12 protein-coding genes are annotated in these 12,883 nt (G+C 72.0%); 7 read left to right on the forward strand and 5 right to left on the reverse strand.

Annotated features, from left to right (window positions below):
- The first annotated feature begins 50 nt into the window (after window positions 1-50).
- On the forward strand, window positions 51-1,070 hold the full coding sequence (locus tag IG74_RS0138925) for a COX15/CtaA family protein (RefSeq protein ID WP_030687214.1): 1,020 nt from the start codon (window positions 51-53) through the stop codon (window positions 1,068-1,070).
- 59 nt (window positions 1,071-1,129) lie between these two features.
- Here the strand turns inward: IG74_RS0138925 and IG74_RS0138930 are convergent, their stop codons facing one another.
- Entirely contained in the window at window positions 1,130-2,218 is a 1,089-nt protein-coding gene (locus tag IG74_RS0138930; protein WP_030687216.1) for an amidohydrolase family protein, read from the reverse strand.
- Window positions 2,219-2,318: 100 nt separating this feature from the next.
- Window positions 2,319-2,714 (reverse strand): hypothetical protein, encoded by a 396-nt coding sequence (locus IG74_RS0138935; protein ID WP_030687217.1) that lies wholly within the window; start codon window positions 2,712-2,714, stop codon window positions 2,319-2,321.
- A gap of 124 nt (window positions 2,715-2,838) precedes the next feature.
- Here IG74_RS0138935 and IG74_RS0138940 point away from each other — a divergent pair, with 124 nt between their 5' ends.
- Entirely contained in the window at window positions 2,839-4,020 is a 1,182-nt protein-coding gene (locus tag IG74_RS0138940) for an AMP-binding protein (protein WP_030687220.1), read from the forward strand.
- Window positions 4,021-4,104: 84 nt separating this feature from the next.
- Here IG74_RS0138940 and IG74_RS0138945 read toward each other — a convergent pair whose 3' ends face one another.
- The gene (locus IG74_RS0138945; protein ID WP_234334595.1) at window positions 4,105-5,073 is read right to left on the reverse strand and encodes a heme o synthase; all 969 of its coding nucleotides are present in this window, start codon (window positions 5,071-5,073) and stop codon (window positions 4,105-4,107) included.
- A gap of 364 nt (window positions 5,074-5,437) precedes the next feature.
- Here IG74_RS0138945 and tkt point away from each other — a divergent pair, with 364 nt between their 5' ends.
- Genes tkt through pgl form a run of 5 tightly spaced genes read left to right on the forward strand, consistent with a single transcriptional unit; the run spans window position 5,438 to window position 12,135 of the window.
- Window positions 5,438-7,531: a transketolase gene (gene tkt / locus IG74_RS0138950; RefSeq protein ID WP_030687226.1), complete on the forward strand. Its 2,094-nt coding sequence runs from the start codon at window positions 5,438-5,440 to the stop codon at window positions 7,529-7,531.
- Window positions 7,532-7,564: 33 nt separating this feature from the next.
- On the forward strand, window positions 7,565-8,683 hold the full coding sequence (gene tal / locus IG74_RS0138955; protein WP_030687228.1) for a transaldolase: 1,119 nt from the start codon (window positions 7,565-7,567) through the stop codon (window positions 8,681-8,683).
- A gap of 4 nt (window positions 8,684-8,687) precedes the next feature.
- The gene (zwf, locus tag IG74_RS0138960) at window positions 8,688-10,220 is read left to right on the forward strand and encodes a glucose-6-phosphate dehydrogenase (RefSeq protein ID WP_030687230.1); all 1,533 of its coding nucleotides are present in this window, start codon (window positions 8,688-8,690) and stop codon (window positions 10,218-10,220) included.
- Complete coding sequence (gene opcA / locus IG74_RS0138965) at window positions 10,217-11,338, forward strand: glucose-6-phosphate dehydrogenase assembly protein OpcA (RefSeq protein WP_030687232.1); 1,122 nt, start codon at window positions 10,217-10,219, stop codon at window positions 11,336-11,338. Before zwf ends, opcA begins: the two co-directional genes overlap by 4 nt.
- Window positions 11,335-12,135: a 6-phosphogluconolactonase gene (pgl, locus tag IG74_RS0138970; protein WP_030687234.1), complete on the forward strand. Its 801-nt coding sequence runs from the start codon at window positions 11,335-11,337 to the stop codon at window positions 12,133-12,135. Before opcA ends, pgl begins: the two co-directional genes overlap by 4 nt.
- 58 nt (window positions 12,136-12,193) lie before the next feature.
- Here pgl and IG74_RS0138975 read toward each other — a convergent pair whose 3' ends face one another.
- Window positions 12,194-12,625, reverse strand: a complete 432-nt coding sequence (locus tag IG74_RS0138975; RefSeq protein WP_030687237.1) for an MmpS family transport accessory protein — start codon at window positions 12,623-12,625, stop codon at window positions 12,194-12,196.
- A gap of 129 nt (window positions 12,626-12,754) precedes the next feature.
- On the reverse strand, window positions 12,755-12,883 hold a 129-nt coding region (locus IG74_RS54315), incomplete at its 5' end, for a hypothetical protein (protein WP_158857962.1).

A 12,883-nucleotide genomic window follows, 5' to 3' on the forward strand; every position in this document is an offset into this window, starting at 1 on the left:
TGGAACGGATACGTCCCCCTCGTGAAGCCGTGCACAAGCGGCCCCCTACGATGGGGGCCGTGCCAAAAGTGACCCGAGCCGAAGCCGCCCAGTTCGCGCGCAACCCGCTCGCCTTCATCGCCGAACGCTGGACCCCGACACCACGGACCGTCCAGCGCGCGGCCCTCGCCTCCCTCGTGATGACGGTCGTCATCGTGGTCACCGGCGGCGCCGTACGCCTGACGGGCTCGGGCCTCGGCTGCCCGACCTGGCCCAAGTGCACCGACGACTCGCTCACCGCGACCAGCGAGATGGGCTTCCACGGCGTCGTCGAGTTCGGCAACCGCATGCTGACGTACGTCCTGTGCGCTGCCGTCGGGTTCGCGATCATCGCGGCCCGCTCGCAGAAGCCGTGGCGGCGCAGCCTGACCCGGTACGGCTGGGCGCAGTTCTGGATCGTCATGGGCAACGCCGTCCTCGGCGGCATCGTCGTGCTCGTCGGACTCAATCCGTACACGGTCGCGGCGCACTTCCTGCTCTCCACCGCCCTGATCGCGGTCGCCACGGCGACGTGGCAGCGCACCCGTGAGGGCGACGCCCCCACGCGCCCGCTGATCGGCAAGGCCGTCGCCCAGCTCGTCTGGGTCCTGACCGGTGCGACGGTGCTCCTGATCGCGGTCGGCACGGTGGTGACGGGCGCGGGCCCGCACGCGGGCGACTCCAGCGACGTGCCCCGCATGAAGGTGGACGCGATCGGCCTCGACTGGGAGTCCGTCACCAAGCTGCACGCCGTCCTGGCCTGGATCGTGGTCACGCTGGCCTTCGCCCTGTGGTTCGTCCTCAAGGCCGTCGACGCCCCGCCGGGCCCGCTGGCCCGCACCCGTGACCTGTTCCTGGTGCTGCTCGCGCAGGGTGCGATCGGCTACGTCCAGTACTTCACGGATCTGCCGGAGGTCCTGGTCGCCGCGCACATGCTGGGCTCGTGCGTGGTGTGGATCGCGGTGCTGCGGGTGCTGCTCTCGCTGCGCGAGCGGCCGACGGCCGAGCCGGGGGTCCCGGCACAGGCAGACGCGGAGCTGTCCGCGGTCTGAGCACCGCGCCCGTTCACCTCTCGGCTCACCTCTCGACGCCCCGCCGGACCGGCGGGGCGTCACTCGTCCATGAGGCCGTAGACCCGCCGCGCGTTGTCCGCCGCGATCATCGCCGCCACCCGCTGCGCGTCCGCGAGCGACCAGGCGCCCTCGGCCACCCAGGTGCCGAGCACCCGGCTGAGCGCCTCGCGGAACAGGGTCGCCCCGACCACGTGCAGTTCCGGCAGGCCGTGGGCGCCGCTGGAGAACAGGAGCTTGCCGAAGGGGGCCAGCTCCAGGATCTCGGCGAGCACGGCGGCCGCGCGCGCCCCGGTGCGCACCAGGGCAGGACCCAGATCCGCGTACACGTGCGGGAACACGCCCGCGAGGTGGGCCGCCGCGCGGTGGTGCGGATAGCCGTGCAGCAGCACCAGGTCGGTGCCGAGCCCCGCGGTGGCGCGGGCGAACGCGCCGAAGGAGCGCTGCGGGTCCGCGGCGCCGGTGTGCAGTTGCAGCGGCAGGCCCGAGGCCACGGCGATCCACAGCAGATGCCGCAGGAGCACGGGGTCGGCCAGCTCGCCGCCCACCTGCCGCCCGGCGAGCCAGCGGCCCGCGGCACCGCGCACCTCGCCGGGGCCCGGCGGCTCCGGCGACAGCGGCCGGTCCTCGCGCAGCCCCGCGACCGAGGTGAACGCGACGGCTCCGGCCGCGGCCCCGTGCACGGACTCGGCCAGGTTGGCGAGGAAGGAGTCGACGGTTCCCGAAGTGTCGGCGACCTGCTCGGCCAGCAGTTCCAGGCGCACGATCTCATGCGCCTCCGCGGCCCCGGTGGTGGCGAGCTCCCCCGGCCCCGTGAGGTCCCCGGGCAGACCGGTGTCGACGAGGTACGTGGTGATGCCGCTGCCCCGCAGCAGGCGCCGCCCGGACTCCAGGACGCCCAGCTCCCGGCGCCGGGCCAGATAGCGCGCGGGCGGACAGTGCGGTTCGAGCCCGAGCAGCGGCGGGCACCAGCGGCGCACCGCGAAGCCGGTCTGGGTGTCGAAGAAGGTGGTGCCCGGGGCGGGCGGGCCCTCGCCCCGGCCGAGATGCGCCTCGAACGTGCCGAGGCCCAGCTCCGTGCGCAGGACTCCGTGGCAGTGCTGGTCCACCAGGGACGGCGTTTCGATCATCCTGGCTCCCCTGCGTGGACCGTGCTCCTACGGTCCTAACGGGTGACCGTGGCGACAGGTGTTGCTCGCCTGGTCACTCCGTGCCCGTCCCGGGCGCGTCTCATCCGCCCGAGGGGCCACCGATCTGGATGCCCGCCATGCGCGTCCACTCGTACGGGCCGGTCCGCACCTTGGCGGCGAAGTCGCCGTCGAAGTCGTCGTGGACCGTGATCCCGGCCTTCGCCACGGCGCTCAGGGCGATCGCGTGGGTGGGCGCGACGAGGTCGCCCCAGCCGCCGTCCTCCCCGACGAGGACGATCCGGGAGCCGCGCTGCCCGATGTACGCGACCTGCCCCTCGGCGCCGCCGTGGGCCCGCGCGAACGTGGTGATCTGCTTGGCCAGCTTGGCGGCCTTGCGATCGGCGCGCGCGGCGTCCTTGTCGACCTCGGCTGCCTTGCCCGCCTTGGCTTCCTTCTCCGCCTCGGCCGTCTGCTCGCCCTGCTCCGTGTCTGCCATGGCACAGGATGCTACCGACGGGTAGATCGTTCGGCGACGCCTGGGGGGCGTGGTCTCGGCCACGGTCGTACGCCGGGCGCGCGCGGCCGTTCCCCCTTGCGGCGCCCCGTGGTAGGACGAGGGCATGTCCGGTCTGCTGGTCGGCGAGGTCGTCCGGTCCGCCGCCGGGGCCGCCCCGCACCGCCCGGCCGTGGTGCTCGGCGGGCGCACGCTCACCTTCGCCGCCCTCGACGCGGCCGCCGACCGGGCCGCCGGTCTGCTGGCGGCCCACGGTGTGCGGCGGGGCGACCGCGTGGTGTGGCCGCTGGCCGGGGCCCCGGTCGAGACGCTCCTGGTGTACGCGGGGGCCGCGCGGGCCGGGGCGGTCCTCGTGCCGCTGGCCCGGGACGCGTGGTCGGCCCGTGTCGTACGGGCGGCGGCGCCGCGCCTGGTCCTGACGGACGCCGAGCGGGCGGCGGAGGGCGCGCGGCTCGCGAGGGCCGCGCGGGTGCGGCACGCCGCGCTCGCCGAGGACGTCGTACGCATCGAGGACATCGAAGACGCGGTACGCGCGGACGGCGACGGGCCCGCCCCGCCCGGGCCGTCCCCTCAGGAGCCCGAGGATCCCGAGCAGCCCGGGGAGAGGGACCCGCACCTGGTGCTCTTCGCCGGTCCCGGCCGGCCGCGCGGTGTCGTCCTGTCGCACCGCGCGAGCGTCCTGCGCGCGCACTGCGGCGGCCGTCCGGAGCCGCCGGGCGCCCTGGTGTGCGGCTTCCCCGCGGGGCACTGGGGCGTGTGGACCGCCGTGCTGCGGCAGTGGCAGGCCCGGGGCACCGTCGTCCTGCCGGAGGCGCCGGGGCCCGCGGCGATCTGCGCGGCCGTGCGCGAGCACCGGGCCACGCGCCTGGTGTGCCCGCCCGAGGTGTGGTGGCAGGTCCTGGACACCGCCCCGCACCACCTGGCCACGCTGCGCCGCGCCGACACGGAGACGGCGGCGGGCGCCACTCCCGCGCGTCTGATCGAGGCCATCCGCACCGCGACCCCGGCGGCCCGCGTGCACGCCTTCCTCAGCACGCCCGAGGCGGGGGACATCGCCGCCATCGGCCACGCCGACGCGCGGGCCAGGCCCGGCAGCTGCGGGGTGCCCGTGCCGGGGGTGGCGGCGCGCGTCGCGCACGGCGAGCTGTGGGTGCGCGGCCCGCTGCTGTTCGACGGGTACCTCAAGGACAAGAAGGCCACGGACGCGGTGCTGCGGGACGGCTGGTTCCGCACCGGCCGCGCCGCACGCCTGGACGGGGACGGCCATCTGCACCTCACCGAGCGCTGAGCCCCACGACCCACGACCCGCGCCCCGGAACGCGGAACGGCCCCGTCACCCGGAGGGCGACGGGGCCGTGCAGGCCGAGCGGGGCTAGCGCAGGAAGGGGTCCACCGCGACGGCCACGAACAGCAGCGACACATAGGTGATGGACCAGTGGAACAGGCGCATCTCCTTGAGCTTGGCGCCGGTCTCCTCCGCCTTCGCGCGGTTCTGCAGCGCGTGCGCCTCCCACAGCCACCAGCCGCCCGTGGCGAGGGCGACGGCCGTGTAGAACCAGCCGGTGTAGCCGAGCGGCTGGAGCAGCAGCGAGACCAGGACCATGACCCAGCTGTAGAGGACGATCTGCCGGGCGACCACCTTGTTGGAGGCGATGACCGGGAGCATCGGCACGCCCACGCGCGCGTAGTCCTCCTTGACCCGCATGGACAGCGGCCAGTAGTGCGGCGGCGTCCAGAAGAACATCACGAGGAAGAGGATGACGGGCGCCCACGACATCGAGTTGGTCACGGACGACCAGCCGATGAGCACGGGCAGACAGCCGGCGATGCCGCCCCAGACGATGTTCTGGGAGGTGCGCCGCTTGAGGATCATCGTGTAGACGACCACGTAGAAGAGCAGCGCGCCCAGGGAGAGCCAGGCGGACAGCCAGTTGACGGCGAGGCCGAAGAGCAAGGTGGAGACGACGGCGAGCGTGATGCCAAAGACCAGGCACTCGCGCGGGCTGACCATCCCCGTGACGAGCGGCCGCTGCGACGTGCGCTCCATGAGGGCGTCGATGTCGCGGTCGTACCACATGTTCAGCGCGTTGGCGCCGCCCGCGGACAGGTAGCCGCCGAGGCAGGTGAGGAACACCAGCTTCAGATCGGGCACGCCCTGCTCCGCGAGGAACATCACCGGAACGGTGGTGATCAGCAGCAGCTCGATGATCCGCGGCTTGGTCAGCGCCACGAACGCCTTGACTCGGGCCCCGAACGGCCGGTGGCTCGGGCTCTGGCTCGTCCCGAGCGTCCCCACTGGACGGGATTCAACGGCCGTCACGCACACCCCTGACAGAGACATCCCAGCAAGCCCACGACGGACTTCAGACATGAAGATCCGGTAAAGGCTCACGCGTACCACGCCACTGTAGACGTTGCCCATACCTGGCCCTTCGCGGGGGTGGGTTCGTGTTGAGCCTCCAGACGAGGGGTCTTCGGGGCCGAGGGCGCGAACGGACACCTCGGGCGGAATCGGAACCCAGATGAGCGGCCCCGACTTCACATGGTGAGAGCGGTGTCGCCCGTTCAGGAGGCGGATCCGAGCGGGCCCCGGCAGTCTGGAATGACTCGAAAAAATGCACGTTCTTACAGGGGTAGGCTCGACAGCGGCCGGTGCGGTTCCTGCCACCGGCATTCGACATTGTGGAGAGGAGCCCTGACCCAGGGTGAGCATCAAGCCGACCACCACAGACCTCGAGTGGACCGATCTGGACCAGCGGGCCGTCGATACCGGCCGGGTCCTGGCCATGGATTCCGTACAGAAGGTCGGCAACGGCCATCCGGGTACGGCCATGAGCCTCGCGCCTGCCGCGTACACCCTCTTCCAGAAGGTGATGCGGCACGACCCGGCGGATGCCGACTGGACCGGCCGGGACCGATTCGTGCTCTCCGCGGGGCACTCCTCGCTGACCTTGTACGTCCAGCTCTACCTGGCCGGTTTCGGTCTTGAGCTGGACGACCTGAAGGCCTTCCGCACCTGGGGCTCGAAGACCCCGGGCCACCCGGAGTACGGCCACACGGTCGGCGTGGAGACCACCACGGGGCCGCTGGGCCAGGGTGTCGCGAACGCCGTGGGCATGGCGATGGCCGCGCGCTACGAGCGCGGTCTCTTCGACCCGGAGGCCGCCCCGGGCACCTCCCCGTTCGACCACTTCGTCTACGCCATCGCCGGTGACGGCTGTCTGCAGGAGGGCATCTCCGCCGAGGCGTCGTCGATGGCCGGGCACCAGAAGCTCGGCAATCTGATCCTGCTGTGGGACGACAACCACATCTCGATCGAGGGCGACACGGAGACCGCGATCTCCGAGGACACCGAGAAGCGCTACGAGGCCTACGGCTGGCACGTCCAGCGCGTGGAGCCCAAGGAGAACGGCGACCTCGACCCCGCCGCGCTGTACGAGGCGATCCAGCGGGCCAAGGCCGTCACGGACAAGCCCTCGTTCATCGCGATGCGCTCGATCATCGCCTGGCCCGCGCCGAACGCGCAGAACACCGAGGCCGCGCACGGCTCGGCACTTGGCGACGAGGAGGTCGCGGCCACCAAGCGCGTCCTGGGCTTCGACCCGGAGCAGAGCTTCGAGGTCGCCGACGAGGTCATCGCGCACACCCGCAAGGCCCTCGACCGGGGTGCCCAGGCCAAGGCCGAGTGGGAGAAGGGCTTCGCCGCCTGGCGCACGGCCAACGCCGAGCGGGCCGCCGAGTTCGACCGCGTCGCCGCGGGTGAGCTGCCCGCCGGCTGGCAGGAGAAGCTCCCGGTCTTCGAGGCGGGCAAGGGCGTGGCGACGCGTGCCGCGTCCGGCAAGGTGCTGCAGGCGCTCGGCGCGGTGATCCCCGAGCTGTGGGGCGGCTCCGCCGACCTGGCCGGATCGAACAACACCACGATCGACAAGACGTCGTCGTTCCTGCCCGCGGACAATCCGCTGCCGGAGGCGGACCCGTACGGCCGCACGATCCACTACGGCATCCGTGAGCACTCCATGGCCGCGGAGATGAACGGCATCGCGCTGCACGGGAACACCCGTATCTACGGCGGTACGTTCCTGGTGTTCTCGGACTACATGCGCAACGCCGTGCGCCTGTCCGCGCTGATGCACCTGCCGGTGACGTACGTGTGGACGCACGACTCCGTCGGCCTGGGCGAGGACGGCCCCACCCACCAGCCCGTCGAGCACCTGGCGTCGCTGCGTGCCATCCCGGGTCTGAACGTGGTCCGTCCGGCGGACGCCAACGAGACCGCGGTCGCCTGGCGCGAGATCCTCACTCGCTGGACCAAGGTGTTCGGCAAGGGCGCCCCGCACGGCCTGGCGCTGACCCGGCAGGGCGTGCCGACGTACGACCGCGAGGTCACCGAGGGCGCGGCCAAGGGCGGCTACGTGCTGTTCGAGGCCGAGGGCGGCAGCCCCGAGGTCGTCCTCATCGGCACCGGTTCCGAGGTGCAGCTCGCCGTCGAGGCGCGCGAGCAGCTGCAGGCCGCGGGCGTGCCCACGCGGGTCGTCTCGATGCCGTCGGTCGAGTGGTTCGAGGAGCAGGACCAGGGGTACCGCGACAGCGTGCTGCCGCCGTCCGTCAAGGCGCGGGTGGCCGTCGAGGCGGGCATCGGTCTGACCTGGCACAAGTACGTCGGTGACGCGGGCCGCATCGTTTCGCTCGAGCACTTCGGTGCTTCGGCGGACGGAAAGGTCCTCTTCCGCGAGTTCGGGTTCACTGCCGACGCGGTCGCCGCGGCGGCACGGGAATCGATCGCGGCAGCCCAGCGCTGACGCCCCCATACGACCAGTAGGAGATGTAATTCCATGACAGACGCACTCAAGCGCCTCTCCGACGAAGGCGTCGCGATCTGGCTGGACGACCTGTCGCGCAAGCGGATCACGTCCGGCAACCTCGCCGAACTGATCGACCAGCAGCACGTCGTGGGCGTCACGACCAACCCGTCGATCTTCCAGAAGGCCATCTCGTCCGGCGACGGCTACGAGCAGCAGCTCGCCGACCTCGCCGCGCGCAAGGTGACCGTCGAGGAAGCGATCCGCATGATCACGACGGCGGACGTCCGGGACGCCGCCGACATCCTGCGGCCGGTCTTCGACGCCACGGGCGGCCAGGACGGCCGGGTGTCGATCGAGGTCGACCCGCGGCTCGCGCACAACACGGCGGCGACGATCGCCGAGGCGAAGCAGCTGGCGTGGCTGGTGGACCGGCCGAACACGCTGATCAAGATCCCCGCGACCAAGGCGGGCCTCCCGGCGATCACCGAGGTCATCGGCCTCGGCATCAGCGTCAACGTGACGCTGATCTTCTCGCTCGAGCGCTACCGCGAGGTCATGGACGCGTACCTGGCGGGCCTGGAGAAGGCCAAGGAGCGCGGCCTGGACCTGGAGAAGATCCACTCGGTGGCGTCGTTCTTCGTGTCCCGCGTGGACACCGAGATCGACCAGCGCATCGACGCGCTCGGCACCGACGAGGCCAAGGCCCAGCGCGGCAAGGCCGCTCTCGCCAACGCCCGGCTCGCGTACGAGGCGTACGAGGAGGTCTTCTCCTCGGACCGCTGGGTCGCCCTCGACAAGGCGCACGCCAACAAGCAGCGTCCGCTGTGGGCGTCGACCGGCGTCAAGGACAAGGCGTACAAGGACACGCTGTACGTCGACGACCTGGTCGCGCCCGGCACGGTGAACACCATGCCGGAGGCCACGCTCGAGGCCACCGCCGACCACGGCCAGATCACCGGCAACACCATCGCCGGGACGTACGAGCAGGCGCGCGCGGACATCGAGGCCGTCGAGAAGCTCGGGATCTCGTACGACGAGGTCGTGCAGCTCCTGGAGGACGAGGGCGTCGACAAGTTCGAGGCGGCCTGGAACGACCTGCTCAAGTCGACCGAGGCCGAGCTGAAGCGCCTCACCCCCTCGGAGGGCTGACACCTTGACCGCAGTTCATGGAGCCAATCCGCTTCGTGACGCCGCGGACCGACGGCTCCCGCGCATCGCGGGGCCGTCGGGCCTGGTCATCTTTGGCGTAACGGGCGATTTGTCCCGAAAGAAACTCATGCCCGCGGTGTACGACCTCGCCAACCGCGGTCTGCTGCCGCCGGGCTTCTCCCTGATCGGCTTCGCCCGCCGCGAGTGGCAGGACGAGGACTTCGCGCAGGAGGTGCACGACGCCGTCAAGGAGCACGCGCGCACGCCCTTCCGCGAGGAGGTCTGGCAGCAGCTCATCCAGGGCATGCGCTTCGTCCAGGGCAACTTCGACGACGACGACGCCTTCGAGCAGCTCAAGGCCACGATCCAGGACCTGGACAAGAAGCAGGGCACGGGCGGCAACTTCGCCTTCTACCTGTCGGTGCCGCCGAAGTTCTTCCCCCAGGTCGTCCAGCAGCTCAAGAAGCACGGCCTCGCGGACGCGCCCGAGGGCTCGTGGCGGCGCGCCGTCATCGAGAAGCCCTTCGGCCACGACCTGAAGTCGGCCCAGGAGCTGAACGCGATCGTCCACGAGGTGTTCGCCCCGGACCAGGTGTTCCGGATCGACCACTACCTGGGCAAGGAGACCGTCCAGAACATCCTGGCGCTCCGCTTCGCCAACCAGATGTTCGAGCCGATCTGGAACCGGTCGTACGTCGACCACGTGCAGATCACCATGGCCGAGGACATCGGCATCGGCGGCCGCGCGGGCTACTACGACGGCATCGGCGCCGCCCGTGACGTCATCCAGAACCACCTGCTCCAGCTCATGGCCCTGACCGCCATGGAGGAGCCCGCCTCCTTCGACGCGGACGCGCTGGTCGCCGAGAAGGCCAAGGTGCTCGGCGCCGTACGCCTGCCGAAGGACCTGGGCCGCGACACCGTGCGCGGGCAGTACTCCGCCGGGTGGCAGGGCGGCGAGAAGGCCGTCGGCTACCTCCAGGAAGACGGTATCGACGCGCAGTCGAAGACCGACACCTACGCCGCCGTCAAGCTGTCGGTGGACAACCGCCGGTGGGCGGGCGTGCCGTTCTACCTGCGCACCGGCAAGCGCCTGGGCCGCCGCGTCACCGAGATCGCGGTCGTCTTCCAGCGCGCCCCGCACTCCCCCTTCGACCACACGGCGACGGAGGAGCTCGGCCAGAACGCCATCGTCATCCGCGTCCAGCCCGACGAGGGCATCACGGTCCGCTTCGGCTCCAAGGTGCCCGGCACGTCCATGGAGATCCGGGACGTGTCGATGGACTTCGCCTACGGCGAGTCCTTCACCGAGTCCAGCCCCGAGGCGTACGAGCGCCTGATCCTGGACGTCCTGCTCGGCGACGCCAACCTCTTCCCGCGCACGGAGGAGGTCGAGCTGTCCTGGAAGATCCTCGACCCGATCGAGCAGTACTGGGACGAGAACGGCAAGCCCGCGCAGTACCCGTCCGGCACCTGGGGCCCGGTCGAGGCGGACGAGATGCTCGCACGAGACGGACGGAGCTGGCGCCGGCCATGAAGATCGACCTTACGGACACCACGGCCAGCAAGATCAACAAGGCGCTCGTACAGGGCCGCCGGGCGATCGGCACCCCGGCCGTGGGCATGGTCCTCACCCTCGTCATCGTCACCGACGAGGAGAACGCGTACGACGCCCTGAAGGCGGCCAGCGAGGCCTCGCGCGAGCACCCCTCGCGCACGCTGGTCGTCATCAAGCGCGTCTCGCGCTCGCCCCGGGACCGCACGTCCTCACGGCTGGACGCCGAGGTCCGCGTCGGCGCCGACGCGGGCACCGGCGAGACGGTGGTCCTGCGGCTGTACGGCGAGGTCGTCAACCACGCCCAGTCGGTGGTGCTCCCGCTGCTCCTGCCGGACGCCCCGACCGTCGTGTGGTGGCCGGTGAACGCCCCGCTCGACCCCGCCCAGGACCCCCTGGGCGCGCTGGCCCAGCGCCGGGTCACCGACACCTACGCCGCCGAGCGGCCCGTGCAGGAGCTGACCGCGCGCGCCGAGGCGTACCACCCCGGTGACACCGATCTGTCCTGGACCCGGATCACGCCGTGGCGCTCCATGCTCGCGGCCGCCCTCGACCAGGTCACCTGCGAGGTCACCGCCGCCGAGGTGGAGGGCGAGGAGTTCAACCCGAGCGTCGAGCTGCTCGCGATGTGGCTCGCCGACCGGCTCTCCGTGCCGGTCAGGCGCAGCCTCTCCACGGGCCCCGGCCTGACCGGCGTGCGGATGGAGACCAACTGCGGTCCCATCGTGCTCGACCGTGCGGACGGCGCGCTCGCCACGCTCTCCATCCAGGGCCAGCCGGACCGCGCGGTGGCACTCAAGCGCCGCGAGACCTCCGAGCTGATCGCGGAGGAGCTGCGGCGCCTGGACCCGGACGACACGTACGCGTCGGCGCTGAAGTTCGGCGTGGACCGGCTCGGCGAGGCGGTGCGGGCGGCCGCGGCCGCGAAGACCGCGGCGGAGCCGCCCGGTTCCTCCCCCTCCTCCCCTTCCTCCCCTTCCTCCCCTTCCTCCCCTGCCGAGCAGGCCCCGGAGGGCCGGGCCCCGGAGGGCGAAGAGCCCGCACCGAAGAAGGCGGCTGCCGCGAAGAAGGCCCCGTCGAAGAAGGCGGCCGCCAAGTGACCACTGCTCCGCAGCTCGTCGTCCACCGCGACAAGGAGCTGATGGCCCAGGCCGCCGCGGCGCGCCTGATCACGAAGATCGTCGACGCGCAGGCCGCCCGCGGCTTCGCCTCCGTGGTCCTCACCGGCGGGCGCAACGGCAACGGCCTGCTCGCGGCGCTGAGTTCGGCCCCCGCGCGCGACGCCGTGGACTGGTCCCGGCTCGACCTGTGGTGGGGCGACGAGCGGTTCCTGCCGGAGGGCGACCCCGAGCGCAACTACACGCAGGCCCGCGAGGCCCTGCTCGACTCGGTGCCGCTCGACCCGGCGCGGGTGCACCCGATGCCCGCCTCGGACGGCCCGTACGGGGTGGGCACCGACACGGACGGCGCGGACGCCGCCGCCGAGGCGTACGCGGCCGAGCTGGCCGCCGCGGCCGGCCCCGAAGACCATGGCCCCGTGCCGACGTTCGACGTGCTCATGCTGGGCGTCGGCCCGGACACGCACGTGGCGTCGCTCTTCCCGGAGCTGCCCGCGGTCCGCGAGACGGAGCGCATGGTGGTCGGTGTGCACGGCGCGCCGAAGCCACCGCCCACCCGGGTCTCGCTGACGCTTCCCGCGATCCGGTCCGCACGCGAGGTGTGGCTGCTCGCGGCGGGCGAGGACAAGGCGAAGGCCGCGGCGATCGCCCTCTCGGGCGCGGGCGAGATCCAGGCCCCCGCGGCGGGCGCCTACGGCCGCTCCCGCACCCTGTGGCTCCTGGACGCGGCGGCCGCGTCCCAGCTGCCCCGGGGCCTGTACCCCCCGGCGTCACCCTGACCCACACGCCGACGGACCCCGATCCACTGCCGGATCGGGGCCCGTCGGCGTACTGCCTTCAGAAACCGTCGCAGACGGCGGTGGCGAGCACCCCGCTGGCGGTGGCGGTACGGGTGGTCCCGTCGGCCGTGACCCGACAGTGGACCGTGCCGCCCGCGGCGCCCGTGGTGACGGCAAGCCTTCCGCCCTTGACGAAGCCCTTCGTCTTGAGTTCCTTGCGCCACGGTGGGTCGATGTCCGTCACCTGGTTCAGCGACATGTTGCCATCGCTGTAGGTCGCATAGGTGATCGCGACGTCCTTGGCGTTGCCGGTCACCTCGTACCTGACTGTGATCTCGCGCCCCGACTCCTCGCTGATCCCCACGACAAGGGCCACACAGCCGCCCGTGAGCAGCAGGATCACGCCCAGGAGCACCCAGGGCCACTTCCGGCGCTTCTTCGGCTGCGGTGGCGGCGGTACGGGGGCGGACCAGCCCTGCTGTTGCGTCATGTCCGCCATGCTTCAGCGGCGTCCTGGCCCTCGCAGTCCGGAAGGGGCGCCCGGTCGGCCATGTGGGTGAACGCTGCGGCCGAAGGCCGGGTCCGGCGGGCAGGGCCCCGCCGGACCCGACCTTCGGGCTCAACGGCCGCGCAGCTCGCGGTACTTCGCGACCAGTGCCTTGGTGGACGCGTCCAGGCCGGGGACGTCCGCGCCCTCCGTCAGGGCGGGTTCGACGCGCTTGGCGAGGACCTTGCCCAGTTCGACGCC

This window comes from Streptomyces sp. NRRL B-1347 (assembly GCF_000720325.1).
GTDB lineage: Bacteria > Actinomycetota > Actinomycetes > Streptomycetales > Streptomycetaceae > Streptomyces.